Annotated in this window: 22 protein-coding genes; all 22 read left to right on the top strand. The window is 67.6% G+C overall.

The window, feature by feature from the left end:
• Positions 1-288: 288 nt before the first annotated feature.
• The 22 genes from IEY55_RS25765 to IEY55_RS25660 all read left to right on the top strand — a co-directional run bounded on the left by IEY55_RS25765 (position 289) and on the right by IEY55_RS25660 (position 14057).
• Positions 289-1014 (top strand): DNA-methyltransferase, encoded by a 726-nt coding sequence (locus IEY55_RS25765; protein ID WP_189061143.1) that lies wholly within the window; start codon positions 289-291, stop codon positions 1012-1014.
• 334 nt (positions 1015-1348) lie between these two features.
• Entirely contained in the window at positions 1349-1687 is a 339-nt protein-coding gene (locus tag IEY55_RS25760) for a hypothetical protein (protein WP_189061142.1), read from the top strand.
• A gap of 9 nt (positions 1688-1696) precedes the next feature.
• The gene (locus tag IEY55_RS25755; protein WP_189061141.1) at positions 1697-1912 is read left to right on the top strand and encodes a hypothetical protein; all 216 of its coding nucleotides are present in this window, start codon (positions 1697-1699) and stop codon (positions 1910-1912) included.
• Between the two features lie 6 nt (positions 1913-1918).
• A complete protein-coding gene (locus tag IEY55_RS25750) occupies positions 1919-2224 on the top strand; it encodes an HNH endonuclease (RefSeq protein ID WP_189061140.1) in 306 nt (101 codons plus the stop codon).
• Between the two features lie 14 nt (positions 2225-2238).
• Entirely contained in the window at positions 2239-2541 is a 303-nt protein-coding gene (locus tag IEY55_RS25745) for a hypothetical protein (protein WP_189061139.1), read from the top strand.
• Between the two features lie 95 nt (positions 2542-2636).
• Positions 2637-2936, top strand: a complete 300-nt coding sequence (locus IEY55_RS25740; protein ID WP_189061138.1) for a hypothetical protein — start codon at positions 2637-2639, stop codon at positions 2934-2936.
• A 369-nt stretch (positions 2937-3305) separates the two neighbouring features.
• Positions 3306-3671 (top strand): PE domain-containing protein, encoded by a 366-nt coding sequence (locus IEY55_RS25735; RefSeq protein WP_189061137.1) that lies wholly within the window; start codon positions 3306-3308, stop codon positions 3669-3671.
• Between the two features lie 8 nt (positions 3672-3679).
• Entirely contained in the window at positions 3680-4285 is a 606-nt protein-coding gene (locus IEY55_RS25730) for a DUF3558 domain-containing protein (protein WP_189061136.1), read from the top strand.
• Positions 4286-4705: 420 nt separating this feature from the next.
• Positions 4706-5134 carry a bifunctional DNA primase/polymerase gene (locus IEY55_RS25725; RefSeq protein ID WP_229686755.1) on the top strand — a complete coding sequence of 143 codons (429 nt, stop codon included), beginning with the start codon at positions 4706-4708 and terminating at the stop codon, positions 5132-5134.
• A 46-nt stretch (positions 5135-5180) separates the two neighbouring features.
• Positions 5181-5741, top strand: coding sequence for a hypothetical protein (locus IEY55_RS25720; RefSeq protein WP_189061134.1), 561 nt, complete (start codon positions 5181-5183; stop codon positions 5739-5741).
• 3 nt (positions 5742-5744) lie between these two features.
• The gene (locus IEY55_RS25715; protein ID WP_189061133.1) at positions 5745-7400 is read left to right on the top strand and encodes a terminase TerL endonuclease subunit; all 1656 of its coding nucleotides are present in this window, start codon (positions 5745-5747) and stop codon (positions 7398-7400) included.
• A gap of 20 nt (positions 7401-7420) precedes the next feature.
• Positions 7421-8800, top strand: coding sequence for a phage portal protein (locus IEY55_RS25710; RefSeq protein ID WP_189061132.1), 1380 nt, complete (start codon positions 7421-7423; stop codon positions 8798-8800).
• Positions 8797-9606: a hypothetical protein gene (locus IEY55_RS25705; RefSeq protein ID WP_189061131.1), complete on the top strand. Its 810-nt coding sequence runs from the start codon at positions 8797-8799 to the stop codon at positions 9604-9606. The genes IEY55_RS25710 and IEY55_RS25705 overlap by 4 nt, the downstream gene beginning before the upstream one ends.
• Before the next feature lie 52 nt (positions 9607-9658).
• Positions 9659-10240, top strand: coding sequence for a hypothetical protein (locus IEY55_RS25700; RefSeq protein ID WP_189061130.1), 582 nt, complete (start codon positions 9659-9661; stop codon positions 10238-10240).
• Positions 10241-10286: 46 nt separating this feature from the next.
• The gene (locus tag IEY55_RS25695; RefSeq protein WP_189061129.1) at positions 10287-11243 is read left to right on the top strand and encodes a phage major capsid protein; all 957 of its coding nucleotides are present in this window, start codon (positions 10287-10289) and stop codon (positions 11241-11243) included.
• A gap of 19 nt (positions 11244-11262) precedes the next feature.
• Positions 11263-11664, top strand: coding sequence for a hypothetical protein (locus IEY55_RS25690; protein WP_189061128.1), 402 nt, complete (start codon positions 11263-11265; stop codon positions 11662-11664).
• A gap of 14 nt (positions 11665-11678) precedes the next feature.
• The gene (locus IEY55_RS25685) at positions 11679-11846 is read left to right on the top strand and encodes a hypothetical protein (RefSeq protein ID WP_189061127.1); all 168 of its coding nucleotides are present in this window, start codon (positions 11679-11681) and stop codon (positions 11844-11846) included.
• Positions 11847-11876: 30 nt separating this feature from the next.
• Positions 11877-12323, top strand: coding sequence for a Gp19/Gp15/Gp42 family protein (locus tag IEY55_RS25680; protein WP_189061126.1), 447 nt, complete (start codon positions 11877-11879; stop codon positions 12321-12323).
• Positions 12287-12652: a hypothetical protein gene (locus IEY55_RS25675; protein ID WP_189061125.1), complete on the top strand. Its 366-nt coding sequence runs from the start codon at positions 12287-12289 to the stop codon at positions 12650-12652. Before IEY55_RS25680 ends, IEY55_RS25675 begins: the two co-directional genes overlap by 37 nt.
• A complete protein-coding gene (locus IEY55_RS25670; RefSeq protein WP_189061124.1) occupies positions 12649-12951 on the top strand; it encodes an HK97 gp10 family phage protein in 303 nt (100 codons plus the stop codon). Before IEY55_RS25675 ends, IEY55_RS25670 begins: the two co-directional genes overlap by 4 nt.
• Positions 12948-13319, top strand: coding sequence for a tail completion protein gp17 (gp17, locus tag IEY55_RS25665; RefSeq protein ID WP_189061123.1), 372 nt, complete (start codon positions 12948-12950; stop codon positions 13317-13319). Before IEY55_RS25670 ends, gp17 begins: the two co-directional genes overlap by 4 nt.
• Positions 13320-13382: 63 nt before the next feature.
• Positions 13383-14057, top strand: a complete 675-nt coding sequence (locus IEY55_RS25660) for a phage tail tube protein (protein WP_189061122.1) — start codon at positions 13383-13385, stop codon at positions 14055-14057.
• Positions 14058-14103 lie beyond the last annotated feature (46 nt).

Here is a 14103-nt window from a genome sequence, read left to right as displayed (position 1 = left end):
CCTCGCGCTCCGGCGTTCCGGTTGGAACATTCGACCAGCGACCTTGCGATCGTGGGCTCACCGCGGCTACATCCGCCGCACCGCGACGGGTTACGACCTTCGGTCCATCCTGGAGTACGTGACACGCCGTACCGAGCGTTGGCGGTTGCGCTTGACCCCAGGTCAGGACGCATGCAACGCTGTTGGTGGGCGAAGCTCTGTCCGCATCCAGCCGCGGGACACCTTGTCAGCAGGGGCATGAGCGCCCGAACAATCTCTTTCCTTTTCCCGGGGGCAGACGGGAGAGCCGTGCCCACCGCCACCCTGCACCATGGTGACGCACTCGCAGTGCTGCCCACCCTTCCCACCGATTCCGTCGACACGGTCATCACTGACCCGCCCTACAACAGCGGTGGGCGAACAATCGTCCAGCGCAGTAGCAAGACAGCCCGCGGCAAGTACGTCTCCGGCGATGCCAAGCACGACCTCGCCGACTTCGTCGGCGACTGCCGCGATCAGCGCTCCTACGTGGTGTGGCTCTCCTTCATCCTGTCCAGCGCGCTCCGCATCACGCGGCCCGGCGGGAGCCTGCTGGTGTTCTGCGACTGGCGACAGCTTCCCGCGACCAGCGATGCGCTGCAGGTTGCGGGTTGGACGTGGCAGGGCTTGGTGGTGTGGCACAAGCCGATCAGCCGCCCGCTCCGAGGCGGCTTCAAGTCCGCCTGCGAGTACGTCCTCTGGGGTAGCAACGGACCCTTCGACGCTGCCCGCGAGATCTACCTCCCCGGGATGTTTTCGGCCAGCCAGCCGAGAGGCGTGCACCGCCAGCACATCACGCAGAAGCCGGTCGAGGGGCTCCTACGGGAACTGGTGCAGATCTGCCCCGAGGGCGGCACCGTGCTCGACCCGTTTGCCGGCTCCGGAAGCACCGGTGAGGCCGCGCTGCTGGAAGGACGGTACTTCATCGGCGTGGAGTTGTCCGACCATTACTGCGCCGTGGCCTCGCGCCGGCTCGGCGACTACCTCACCGCCTAACGGACGGGATTTGGCGAGAGATGCTCGACCGCGACGCAGCGGAACACTCAGGTGGCACCCACCACCATCCGCCACTTCACGAAGCTCAGGAGAGGCTGGACTCTTGAGACATGGCCCGAAGCTCGCACACCACACTGCCCCCGGGGTGCTGCAGCTTCGGGCCGCCTCTATTCCTCCGCAGCACGACAGCGGCTTCGCGAACGACTCAAATGCTGCAGACGTCCCCCAGAAAATGGCCGGCCCCACCCTACTGGAGCTCCAGGCCCACCAGGTCTGCGGCTAGTGGTGGGGCCGGCCAACCACCTCGTTGTCGTGTTGCGGGGAGGAGCTGAGGATGCCGCTGCCCACGAGCCTGAAAACCGTGCCTGTACACGGCAAGTACGTCGTCCCCGACGGCACCGCACCGACCGGGACCGTAACGTTCATTGTCCCCGGCCCGCTCCGCGCCGACGACGACGACACCATCGTCATCCCCGGCAAGTACACCGCCACCCTCGACAGTGCGGGCGAGTTCACCGTGACGTTGCCGGCGACCGATGACCCGGACATCGCGCCGAACTCGTGGCAGTACGTCGTGCACGAGAAGTTGTCTATCCACGAACGCAGCTACAAGCTCTCGGTGCCGGCCGCGACCGTGGGCACGCTAGAGCTGTCCGACGTCGCACCCGTGTAGGAGGACGCCATGGCCGACGCCAAGCCTGGCGACGACCACAACCTCGAACGGTTCTGGAAGTTCGGTCGAGGTGCTGCACGCATCCGATGGGGGACTGAAGGCGACTTTGCCCGCTGCGTGCGACAACTCGACGAGCACGTCGGTTCCGAGCGGGCGAAGCGCATCTGCGCACAGTGGCACAAGGACATGAATGGGTTCTGGCCCGGCGACAAGCGAAACCGGTGAGTCGTCATGCCTGGTGGCTGGGTTGGCAGCAACCGCAGCGCCGAGCTGCCACTGAATTGGAGTACCGAGATCCGGCCCGCCGTACTCGAACGCGACGACTACCAGTGCCGATGGTTTACCGACGGGGTGCGCTGTACCGAGCCGGCCACCGACGTCGACCACGTCGACGACCCCCACGGCCACCGGCCGGAGAACCTGCAGTCGCTGTGCCGCTGGCACCACAACCGCAAGAGTTCGGCGCAGGGCAACGCCGCCCGCAGACACTGGAGCACCAAACGCCCGAGTGAACCCCACCCCGGGCTGATTGGCTGACTGAGGGGAGCGAGATGCCCACCGTCAACATCGCCGCCGGCAAAGTCGGCGCCCACGGCATCACCCTGTCCGCCAACGTCGAAACCGACGTGCAGTTCGCCGACGACCTTGTGGCCGTCGAGGTGCTCAGCCACGACGGGGCCGCGGCGGTCTACCTCACGGTTGACGGCAGCGCACCCGCCGTCGAGGGCGACAACTGCCACGTCCTTCCCGCCGTGGTCGGAGCGATCCAGCTCGAACCCCCGACGTACACCGGCACCCGGGTTCGGATGATCTCGGCAGGGACGCCGACCCTGAGCGTGATGAGGATGGCGTGATGCGACGCGTCGTCTACGGCAGCCGTATGGCACGGATCCGCAACCGTGTCACGCCCACCCTCGTACCGGGCGCGACGGCCAACACGCCTGGTCCGGTGGAGGTGCTGGTTGCCACCCAAGGCTGGGTGATCCTGCACCAGGTCTCCGCGACGTTCGGCGGGACGTTTGGCAGCGAGACCGCGACCGTCACGGTCACGGCGACGTTTTCCGACGGTCAGACCACGGTGTGGACGATCGCAGCCGCTGCGTCCGGAACCTCGGGCAACTCGTCGAACGACCTCGCTAGCCTGATGCGAGACAACACGCACATCGCTCAGTTGTCGTTCACCTTGCAGTCCAGCATCGCTGGCAGCCAGGTCACCGCAACGGCGCGCGTCGTCGCCACCGAGGTCTGAGCAGAGCTCTACCGGCCCTCGTGGTCGCCGGAAACGAGCCGAGCAAGCGCTCGGAGCATGACCTGGGCACGGCAGAGTTCGTGCTTCTCGCATCCGATATCGATGGCGGTCTCAGTCGCGTCAGGCTTCCTGACCCCAAGCGCTGACGCGACTGTGTAGTAGAGCTGCGCTTCCTCCGACATCGGAGCCATGACGCGCAGCCTAGAACCGCGAGTCGCACGAGCCGAGCCATTCACCGGAACGGCTCAACTTCGAGATACGTCGACCTGAGTGACCGCCATCACGCTGGGCCGTCGCGAGACGCCTCCTCGGCTGAGGGTGCCCTTGCTACGGTGACCCACCGGGTACGCGTGACGAGGGGGTCAATTCATGCCGTTCGTGGCGGCCGGACCGGGCGCAGCGGGAGCGTTACCGGACGGCGGTGGAGGCACAGCCAAGCTGAAGGTGCAGCCGGACAGGGTCCTCGACCTCAAACGCGAACTCGAAGACGTTCGCGATGAGGTCCGGACCTTCCTGCGCAACGAGGCTGAGGGACTCTGGGTCCGGCCACAGGGGGCGGATCCAGTCAGCCTTGACGCGGCCAAGACCATCAACGAGAACGCCCAGACTGCTGTAGAAGTCGCCTGGGCCTACGTCGAAAGACTCACCAACGTAATCGACGCTCTGGATCACGCAGCAAAGACCTACGGTCTGGTCGAGGACACCAATACGACCAACCTCCAGCAACGGAGCTGAACAGCGTCATGCGCCGAACGATCTGGCTGGCCGCGAGCGCCATTACCTTGTCCCTTGCTGCGGGGTGCGGCAGCTCATCGAACGGAACAGCAACCCCGCAGACCACTGCCTCGACGGCCACCGTGCCGCAAATCACTACGAGTGCGACCAAGGCCACCCCGGCGCGCCCCCGCGAGATCAAGCTTGATGGCAAGAATCCGTGTGATCTCATCACCGCCCATCAACGCGCCAAGTTCGGCTTCGAACGTGAACCACGCTCTGGCACGAACGAGACATTCAAGTCGCCTGACTGTCGGTTCAGCAATAACCTGGCCGGCTATTGGCTAACAACTGTCACAACCGAGGGCGTTGAGGTGTGGCACAACGGCGGACGTAACGCCAGGGTGGAGGAACAACAGCCCATCCTGGGGTACCCGACGATCGCGACCACCTTGCCGGACCACCCCGTCTACAAGGAGTCCAACTGCGGCATCGTCGTGGATGTTGCCGACGGCCAGTACTTGTTGGCGACCATTCAGATAGATAGGGGAAGCGTGTCAAAGCTACCGCCGAAGTGTGAGGCGGCGCGGGCGTTCGCCGAGGCGGCGATGAAGACGCTGACCGCGTCGTCCTGACACCTGGCAACGACAGTGCCCCGGGGGAGGGCTCCCTCCCCCGGCCGTGCCGTCATCGGGAAGGTGCTGGCCGGCGCGGTCCGTACGGGTCTGGGCGCCCGTTTTTCCGGAACTTTTCGTGGTGTCTGAGCTGCCCCAAGGGGCTCGTTGAAGGTCCTCAGACGGTGCTGGCGACCCGGAAAGTGGCTGTAAGGCACTGAGACCGTCACCCAACCGTGACTTCTATTTCTGCTGGTAGAGTCGCTGTTCGCGTTACATGGCCGGTAGACTGTGATCGTGAAGTCGAGGCCGTGTGAGGCAGGGTGCGGGGCAGGTTTGCCGGTGCGGGCGAGGAAGGGCACCCGGTTCTGCTCGGGTCGTTGCCGTGTCCGGGCGCACCGTTCCGGTATCCCGACTGAGCTGCGTCGACGTGACCGGTGGGTGACGCACAGCCCAGTGAAGGTGCCGTTGACGCCTCGCGGTAGGCCGGCGTCGGCCACGGATCCGACGACGTGGTCGCCGTACGAGGCGGTCAAGGACATGCCGCGTAAGGGTTTCGTGCTCAACGGCGACGGGGTCGTGTGCCTGGACCTGGACCACTGTGTTCGCCCGGGCGGGACGCTCACCCCGGCCGCCGCCACGCTGCTGCGACGGTGCCCGCCGACCTACGTCGAGGTGTCGCTGTCTGGGGACGGGGTGCACATCTGGGGTCGTGGCCACCTGCCTCACGGCCGGCGGCTGACCGTGGAGGGCGGGTCGGTGGAGATGTACGGCACGGGCCGCTACATCGCCGTGACGGGACGTCGATACGGCTGTTGTCCGTCGACGCTGGCCGACCTGTCCGAGGTGCTGGCCTCGCTGTCCTCGTAGGCGCTTCCCGCAACGGGGTGCGCCGCATCCCGGAACGGGAGTGAACATGGCTGGAATGGGGCCGCCGCCGAAGCCGGCGGATCAGCGGCGTCGGCGTAACGCCACGGTCGCCATGACTTCCTTGCCCGCGTCTGGGCGTGTGGGGCCGCCGCCGGAGTGGCCGCTGGGGTCGGACATCGTCACGCAGGCGCGGCTGCAGGTGGCGCGCGAGCAGCTCGTCGAGGCCGAGGATCAGGCCCAGGTGGGCAAGGCGACTCGGCTGCGGGAGCGGGTTGCTGTGCTCGAGCACGTGGTGGCGATCCAGGCCGAGGCCGAATGCGCGCTGTGGGTGGAGTTGTGGGGGACGCCGCAGGCGGTGGCGTGGGAGTGGCTGCGTTGGATCCGCGAGGTGGCGCAGTACGTGCGGCACAAGGTGCTCGCCGAGAACGGGGATCTCGACCATGCCCGTGAGGCGCGGCAGCAGGCCGATCGGCTCGGGCTGACGCCGCTGGCGTTGCTGCGGTTGCGGTGGGAGATCGTCGAGGACGCCGTGTCACCGACGTCGGGACGGGCTGGTGGTGGCTCGGTGACGCCGATCGACTCGCGTCGCGCGCGGTTGTTGGGGTAGGTCATGCCCCGCACGTTGGTGCGGGCGCCTGACCACGATCGGGCCCGGTCGCTGGGGTGGCTGGCCCTGGAGTGGATGGAGTTCTTCACCGTCCACGGCCCAGGCGATGTGCAGGGCGAGCCCGTTCAGCACGGCGACGAGTTCGCCGGGTTCGTGGTGGACTGCTACGCGCTAAGCGCGACGGGGAGGCGTGCCTACGACTCGGCGTTCCTGTCCCGCCCGAAGGGGTGCGACAAGTCCGGCCTAGGTTCTCGGTTCGGGCTGTTCGAGGCGCTTGGTCCCTGCCGCTTTGCCGGCTGGGCGGAGGGCGGGGAGGTCTACGCCGACCCGTGGGGGTTGGGGTTCGAGTACGTCTATGAGCCGGGCGAGCCGATGGGTCGTCCGGTCACGGTGCCCTACATCCGGTGCATGGCCACCGAGGAAGACCAGACCGGCAACGTCTTCGACTCGATCTACTACAACCTGATACACGGGCCACTGGCCCAGGTGCCGGGTGTGGACGTCGGGTTGACCCGAATCCTGTTGCCGGGCGGTGGGGAGATCACCCCGTCCACGGCGTCGTCGGCGTCGAAGGATGGCGGCAAGGAGACGTTCGTCGTCTTCGATGAGACGCACCTGTACGTCACGCCGGAGCTACGGCGGATGTACGCGACGGTGACCCGTAACCTGCGCAAGCGCAAGCGGATCGCAGGCACCTGGTATCTCGAGACGACGACGATGTTCGCCCCCGGCGAGGAGTCAGTCGCGGAGGCCACCTACGAGTTGGCCGAGGCGATCGTGCAGGGCCGTGCCCGGCGGCATCGACTGCTGTATGACCACCGCTGGGGCGAGTGCGAGGACCTGTCGGCCGAGGATCAGCTACGAGCGGCGATCCTCGAGGCGTTCGGCGAGGCGATCGCGTGGATCGACCTGGACGGCATCGTGGACGAGTTCTACGACCCGCGCACCGATCCCGCCGATTCGCGGCGGTACTTCCTCAACGCCCGCACCTCTGCCTCGGATGCGTGGGTGGCCGCCGAGCAGTGGTCGGCCTGCGCTGATCCCACGAAGATCGTGGCCGACGGCGATCGCATCACGCTCGGGTTCGACGGGTCGGTGCGGGATGACTCCACTGCGCTGGTCGGTTGTCGCGTCTCAGATGGGCACCTGTTCCTCATCGGCTGCTGGGAGAAGCCCGCAGGGCCGCAGGGCGAGGGCTGGCAGGTCGACCGGCAGGCCGTCGATGCTGCGGTCGATGTGGCGATGGAGCGCTGGCAGGTCGTGGGGTTCTACGCGGATCCGGCGCACTGGCAGGACTATGTGGATCGGTGGCAGGAACGCTACGGCGCTCGGATGCGTGTGCGGGCTACGCAAGCCCGGCCATTGGAGTGGTGGACGAACCGGCCGACGGCGATGGTGCGAGCCCTGGAGCGGTTGCACGACGCGGTCGCTGGCACGCAAGCCACCCACGACGGTGACTCGGTGCTGACGCGGCATGTGCTCAACGCTCGACGCAGGTTGGCCGGCAAGGTGGGCGTGACGATCGGCAAGGAACACCCGAAGTCGACACGCAAGATCGACGCCGCGATGGCCGCCACCTTGGCCTACGAGTGCCGCGCCGACGCCGTCGCGATCGGGCTGGCCCGTCCCCGTAGGCGCCGCCGGGCGACCGGTTTCTGACCTTGAGGGAGGGGGTGCCCGTGGCCGAGGCCAGCGACTTGACGCCCCCCGAGTGGCTGGCTCGGCTCGGGCCTCAGCTGGTGGAGCGCCAGGACCGGGTGCGGTACTGGCGCCGCTACTACGACGGTGACCACGATCTGCCGTCGGGGCCATCGCAGCACAAGGAGGCGTATCGCCGGTTCCAAGCGCTCGCCAGGACAAACCTGTGCCTGTTGTGTGCGGAGTCGATGGTGCACCGGATGCAGGTGATCGGGTTCCGGGACACCAGCCAGCAGGAGCCGGATAACGCGGTGTGGCGGCTGTGGCAGCAGGCCAAACTGGATGCTCGGCAGTTCACGATCTTCCGCAAGGCGTTCATGGTCGGGTCGGCCTACGTCATCGTCGGCGTGGATCCGCGGCGGGCGAACACGCCCCGGGTGACGATCGAGGGCCCGGAGAACGTGATCGCCGAGTGCGATCCGGCGGACCCCTCGGAGCGGTTGGCGGCGCTGCGGCTGTGGCACGACCCGATCCGTCGGCGGTGGATGGCCACCCTGTATCTGCCCGGCTGGCGCTACCACTGGCAGAGCCAGCGTAAGCACAAGGACCGCAGTGGCCGGTTGTCGTGGAAACCCGAGGCGTGGGAGGCGCGGGGAGATCCTGCGCGCTCCACGCCGGTGGTGCCGGTGATCCCGTTCGTCAACGGGGACGAAGGCGAGGACGGGCGCGCGGAGTTCGCCGTCGGTATCGATGTGCAGAACCGGTTGAACCTGACGCTGCTCAACCGGTTGACCGCTGAGCGGTACGCCTCGTTCCGGCAGCGCTACCTGCTCAACTACGAGCCGGAGGAGGATTCCGCGACCGGGTTGCCGATCGCGCCGTTCGACCCCGGCGCCGACCAGATTTTCACGATCCCCCCGAACGAGCCGGGGCTCCCGGCTCCGCAGATCGGGGACCTGCAGCAGACCGACACCAGTCAGATGCTGCGCGGGGTCGAAGCCGACATGCGGGCATTCGCTGCGGTCACGTTGACACCGGTGTACTACCTGCCCGGAGATCTCATCAACATCTCGGCGGACTCGGTCGCCGCGCTGGATGCCGGGCACGTCTCCAAGGTCAGGCAGCGGATGGCCGCCTGGTCCGAGCCCCTAGAAGAAGCCCTACAGCTGATGGCGGATATTGCCGGGCTGGAGCGGGACTTGTCCACCGCTGAGGTGGTGTGGGCGCGGCCGGAGAATCTCAACCTGGCGGCGGTCGCCGACTACGCGTCCAAGCTGCGGGCCGCAGGCTATCCGCTGCCGATCGTCGCGGAGCGGATCGGGGACACCCCGCAGGAAATTGATCAGCTGCGCAGTGAGCTCGCGGCCGACGCGTTCCGTGCCGGGCTGAGCGCGCTGGCGGTGCCACTGGAGCAGCGGTGACACCGGCGCAGTTCGCTCGGCTCCGGCGTCTGCTGTCGCTGCGACTCCTGGAGACGCTGGCCAAGCTGTTTCTGGGGTTGGGTTCGTGGCGGGACGCCGACGCGGACCGGTTCGTTCGGCAGGCCGTGCCGCTGGTGTTCGGGGCACAGCGCTCGCTGGCCGCCCTGGCAGCGACCTTCGTCGCCGCGCAGGCCAGCGACGCCCTCGGTCGCCCGATAGCCCCACCCGGCATCCCGGATGAGAAGGCGATCGATCTGCGTCACAGTGTCGACGCGGCGGAGGTGTACCGGCGGCCGTTCGTCGAAGCCCGCCGCGGCTTGGCCGGCGGCAAGACCCTGGATGAGGCGGTGCAGCTCGGCGCGGTCCGACTGCGGGAGATCGCCGAGGCGGATCTGCAGCAGACCTACGCGCACGCCTCCCAAGTGGCGATGGAGCGCCTACCAGCCGGGTTTCGGCCACGGTACTGGCGTCGGGTGCTGCAGGGGGAGGAGAACTGCGCGTTGTGCGTGGTGGCCTCCACCCAGCGGTACCACGTCAAGGATCTGAACCCAATCCATCCGGCGTGTGACTGCCAGGTGCGGCCGATCCTGACCCGTGAGGACCCGGGCCAGGTGATCGAGCCAGAGCTGCTGGAGCAGGTGCATTCTGCGGTGGAGGCGCTGACCGGTAAGGCGGACCGTGGCGCACGCGCCCCGGACTACCGGCAGCTTCTGGTGCAGATGACGCCGGAGCACGGCGAGCTGGGGCGGATGCTGGTGCGCCCCCGCGACCGGTTCACCGGACCGGACGATCTGCGCGCCTCGTAACGACTTCCGTGCCCGCAACGGGCACGGTCGTATCCCGGAACGGGAGAACCCGATGAGTGACAGCGACGCAGGGACTGGTGTGCCCGAAACGGGCCAGGAACCCCAGCAGGATGCCCCACCCGCATCGAACAACGGCGGCTCACCGGCGTCGAGCACGGACAACGGGTGGAACGCGGCACCGTGGCGCGCCCTGGCTGAGGAGGTCGGACTCACCCCCGAGGAGATCCGCACCAAGCTCGGCCACGCCCGCAAGTGGGAGACGCGGGCCAAGGAGAACCGGCAGGCTGCCGAGCAGCTGCCCACCGTGCAGCAGCAACTGGATGACCTGCGCAACGCCCTCTCCGAGCGGGACCTGCGGGACGTCGAACGCAGCCAACGGCTGGCGTTGGCCGCCCTGCACACCCAGCTCGCCGAGGCCGGGCTCCGCAAGGACGACGTTGCCCCGCTGCTGGAGCACGTCGACGCGCTGCGACTGCTGAAGGGCGGCGACCCCGACGAGCAGGCCATCGCCGCCCTGGCGACCTCGTTGACCAAGGTCGCAGGTCGTCCCACGCCGGATCCCGACCAGGGCGCCAAGGGCGAAACCCCGACCGACATGAACGCGCTGATCCGGCGAGCCGCCGGACGGCAGTGACGCCAGCGGCACGGCCGGACCGCTGCGCGGACGAAGGAGGTAGACCGTGCCGTACAACAACCTGACCAGCCGGACCGACACATCAGCGCTGGTGCCCGAGGAAGTGTCTCGGGTGATGCTGGAGAAGGCCACTGAGGAGTCGGCCGTCCTACGAACGTTTCGCCGGGTTCCGGTGGGGCGCAACCAGGTCCGGTTCCCGGTCCTCACCGCGCTGCCGGTGGCGTACTGGGTCACCGGGGACACCGGGCTGAAACAAACCACGGAGATGGCGTGGGACAACAAGTTTCTCAACATTGAGGAGCTGGCCGCGATCATGCCGGTGCCGGAGAACGTGGTCGACGACCTGGAGCAGGACATCTGGGATGAGGCCGAGCCCTACCTGACCGAGGCGTTCGGCAGGACCGTGGACGACACCGTTTACTTCGGAACCAACGCGCCCACTTCGTTCCCGCAGGACATCAACGCTGCGGTAGCCGCCGCCGCTAACACGGTCACCGAGGGCACGGCTACCGCCGCCCAGGGCGGGTGGATGGGCGATCTGGACAACGTGATCGCCGCGGTCGAGGAGGACGGGTTCGACGTCACCGGCTACGTGGCAGCCAGGAGCGCTCGACGGAAGATGCGGGCCGCCCGCGACACCCAGGGCCGCAGGCTCGACACCGGACGCATCACCGGTGACCTGTCGAGTATCGACGGCGTGCCGGTGTCGTACCCAATGCGCGGTTTGTGGCCAACGGGTGGGGCCGCTGGCACCAACGTCAGGTTGTTTGCGGGCGACTTCAGTGGGCAGTTCGTGGTGGGTGTCCGCCAGGACATCACCCTGAAGATCCTGGACCAGGCGGTGATCCAGGACAACACTGGCGCGATCGTCTACAACCTCGCCCAGCAGGACATGATCGCGCTGCGGGTGACGTTCCGCGTCGGGTGGCAGGTCGCGAACCTGATCAACCACGACAACCCGACGGAGGCGACCCGCTACCCGGCCGCCGCACTCGTCTACTGATCCCGGGAAGGACGAACTGATGACTGCACCCTTGGTACGGGTGATCGAACAGGACGTGCCCGCCGTGGCTACGGCCGGCAACAACGAGGACACCGTGATCGGCCAGGCGCCGTTCGACTGCACCGTCACGGCGGTGCAGTACGTGCCCGAGGCCGCAATCACGGGAGCGGCGACCAACCATCGCAGTGTGGAGCTGGTCAACAAGGGCGCGGATGGCACCGGCACCACCAGCGTGGCCTCGCTCGCCTTCGACGACGGCGTGAACGCCTCCGCCTATGACGAGCGGGCGATCACGTTGTCTGGTACGGCGGCGAACCTCGATTTGACGGCCGGGGACACGCTGCAGTGGCGGTCGCTTGCGGTGGGCACCGGCATCACGGATCCCGGTGGCGTGGTGCGCGTGACGGTGTCCCGTCGCTGAGAGGAGACACAGGAATGGCTGAGCAGAAGGTGGTGGCCCCACGCGAGGGTCATAAGCACGGCTATGTCGGATCGGTGCCGGACGAGACACCGAACGAAACGAACACGGTGGCCGGTCAGGCTGGTGGTACGGCGAAGGTAACGGACACGCCGAAGTCGACGCAGTCCAAGTCAAAGTCCTGACCGGGTTCACAGCGCGACGGGAGGCCAGCCATGGCTGTCTATGCCACCGTCGACGATGTCCGGAAGCGGTATGAGGGCACGATCACCGCTGACCAAGAGGCGTTCGTCGACCAGAAGCTGGACGATGCCGAGGAGCACATCGCCTCCCACATCGGGGACATCGGCGCCCGTATCGCTGCAGGCAGGACCACGGCGACGCGGGTGGCGATCGTGCTGTCCAACATGGTTGCCCGAGTGCTGCGTAACACCAGCGGCGCCCGATCGCAGACGGTGGGCCCGTACTCGCACACTCTCGACCAGGCCGTCTCTGCGGGCAAGCTGTTCCTCACCCGTGAGGACCGGAAACTGTTGGGCCTGCGCCGCGGTGCCACGACGCTGACGCTGAACGATGACGCCCTCGAACATCCGCTGAAGCGTTCACCGTGGGTGAAGGATGACCCGTGCAGTTCCCGCACATCCCGCACAGCATCACCGTGACGGTGAAGCGCCCGGCCGGCACGGACGCCTACGGGGACCCGCTGCCCGGTGGCACCGAGCACACCGTGTCGGGCTGTGCGATCGCGCCGCGCACGTCGGAGGAGCAGCAGGACCGGCGCCAGACCGTCATCGTCGGGTTGGCGTTGTACGGGCCGTACGACGCGGACATCGAGCCCACCGACACCGTGGTGCTGCCGGACGACCCACTCGTGCCGGTGGCGCTGCAGGGTACAGAATGGCACGTGGAAGGCGAACCAGGCCAGTGGCGCTCCCCGTGGACCGGCTGGAAGGCCGGCGTGGAGATCGCGTTGAGGCGGGTGACCGGATGAGGTACGAGAAGGATATGCGCGGCATGGCCGAGTTTCTGCGGTCACAGCAGCTGCAGGATCTGCTGCGCAAGCGGGCCACGCTGGGTGCGGCGTGGGCACGCGCGCACACCCGGGAGGACACCGGCGAGCACAAGAAGTCGATCCGGGTCGTCGACGCCGGGTTGACCGGCGGCCGTGTCACGGTGCGCGTCATCGCCGACGCCCCACACTCCGTCGTCGTCGAGTTCGGCACCCGAAAGCGCCCGGGCGACCACGCGCTGCGTGACTCGGTGCCCATCATCGAAGAGGGCGGGCCGTGATCGAGCTGGCCTCGTGGCCCGACGTCGAGGCCGCGCTGATCGCACTGCTGGATCCGATCGCGACCACGTACGAGACCACCCCGGCGCAGCTCACCCTGCCACTCATCCACGTCCAGGCTGCGGCCGGCATCGACGACTACATCACCGACCAGCCGCGCGTGGAGGTCACCGTGTACGCCTCCACCCGGGCGCAGGCACGCACACTGGCCGAGCAGGCGCGGCAGACGATTCTGGCCGCGCCGGGAACAGCGCCCGGCGGAGTGCTGATCGACTCGGCGGTCACCGAGGTCTCGCCAACTCGGATCCCCTACGACGACCCGGATGTGCGCCGGTTCCGTGCCGTGTACCGACTGGGCGTGCGCCGCTGACCTGACCCCGTTTCTTGGCCCCTGTCGGGGCCGATCCATGCCTCGACAAGGAGGGGCAGCATCATGCCCAACACCGCACTGTCCGAGCTACAAACTCTGCAGAACGAACTCATCCGCAAGGCGCTGCAAGGCTCGGTGTTCACCGCGGCGGAGAGCGCCACGTTGCCGAGCACGTTGACGACGTGGAACGCGACCGACCTGCAGGTCGAGCTGACCCCGCTGCCCAGCGGCTACACCGACACCGGTCACATCACCAAGGACGACGGTTTGACCTGGGCGCGGGCTACCGACATCGCGGATGTGACCAGCTGGGGCGAGATCACCCCCACCCGCCGCGACATCACGTCCGACGTGACCACATTGCAGTTCACCGCCCAGGAAACCAAACTGCGAACCCTAGAGCTGTACAACAACGTCGACCTCTCGGCGGTGACCCCGACGGCGAACACCGGCGAGGTCGCGTTCTCCCAGGCGTCGCGCCCGTCGACCAGGTATTTCCGGGTGTTCGCGATCAACCAGGACGGATCAGGCACCGACGCGATCTGGGTCGGTCGGCTGCTGCCCCGGGCGATGGTGTCCGAGATCGCCGACCAGCAGTGGGTCGACGGCAACGAGATGTCCTACCAGATCACCCTCACCGCCGAGGTGGACTCCACCGCAGGCTATAGCGTGAGGCATTTCTTCGGCGGACCCAAGTGGAAGACGCTGCTGACGGACATGGGCTTCCCGGCGGTCTGATGACGTGGGTGGCGGCCTGGAGCTCTGGGTGGCGGGCCGTCACCCA

The organism is Longimycelium tulufanense (assembly GCF_014645795.1).
Taxonomy (GTDB): Bacteria; Actinomycetota; Actinomycetes; order Mycobacteriales; family Pseudonocardiaceae; genus Longimycelium; species Longimycelium tulufanense.
Note: the sequence above shows the minus strand (reverse complement) of the source record. Positions and strands in the feature narration are given on the sequence as shown.

Excerpts from the sequence above, each read along its gene's own strand:
- IEY55_RS25760 (WP_189061142.1), top strand. The coding sequence starts at position 1,349 with ATGCCGCTGCCCACGAGCCTGAAAACCGTGCCTGTACACGGCAAGTAC.
- IEY55_RS25755 (WP_189061141.1), top strand. The coding sequence starts at position 1,697 with ATGGCCGACGCCAAGCCTGGCGACGACCACAACCTCGAACGGTTCTGG.
- IEY55_RS25750 (WP_189061140.1), top strand. The coding sequence starts at position 1,919 with ATGCCTGGTGGCTGGGTTGGCAGCAACCGCAGCGCCGAGCTGCCACTG.
- IEY55_RS25745 (WP_189061139.1), top strand. The coding sequence starts at position 2,239 with ATGCCCACCGTCAACATCGCCGCCGGCAAAGTCGGCGCCCACGGCATC.
- IEY55_RS25735 (WP_189061137.1), top strand. The coding sequence starts at position 3,306 with ATGCCGTTCGTGGCGGCCGGACCGGGCGCAGCGGGAGCGTTACCGGAC.
- IEY55_RS25730 (WP_189061136.1), top strand. The coding sequence starts at position 3,680 with ATGCGCCGAACGATCTGGCTGGCCGCGAGCGCCATTACCTTGTCCCTT.
- IEY55_RS25720 (WP_189061134.1), top strand. The coding sequence starts at position 5,181 with ATGGCTGGAATGGGGCCGCCGCCGAAGCCGGCGGATCAGCGGCGTCGG.
- IEY55_RS25715 (WP_189061133.1), top strand. The coding sequence starts at position 5,745 with ATGCCCCGCACGTTGGTGCGGGCGCCTGACCACGATCGGGCCCGGTCG.
- IEY55_RS25700 (WP_189061130.1), top strand. The coding sequence starts at position 9,659 with ATGAGTGACAGCGACGCAGGGACTGGTGTGCCCGAAACGGGCCAGGAA.
- IEY55_RS25690 (WP_189061128.1), top strand. The coding sequence starts at position 11,263 with ATGACTGCACCCTTGGTACGGGTGATCGAACAGGACGTGCCCGCCGTG.
- IEY55_RS25685 (WP_189061127.1), top strand. The coding sequence starts at position 11,679 with ATGGCTGAGCAGAAGGTGGTGGCCCCACGCGAGGGTCATAAGCACGGC.
- IEY55_RS25680 (WP_189061126.1), top strand. The coding sequence starts at position 11,877 with ATGGCTGTCTATGCCACCGTCGACGATGTCCGGAAGCGGTATGAGGGC.
- IEY55_RS25670 (WP_189061124.1), top strand. The coding sequence starts at position 12,649 with ATGAGGTACGAGAAGGATATGCGCGGCATGGCCGAGTTTCTGCGGTCA.
- IEY55_RS25660 (WP_189061122.1), top strand. The coding sequence starts at position 13,383 with ATGCCCAACACCGCACTGTCCGAGCTACAAACTCTGCAGAACGAACTC.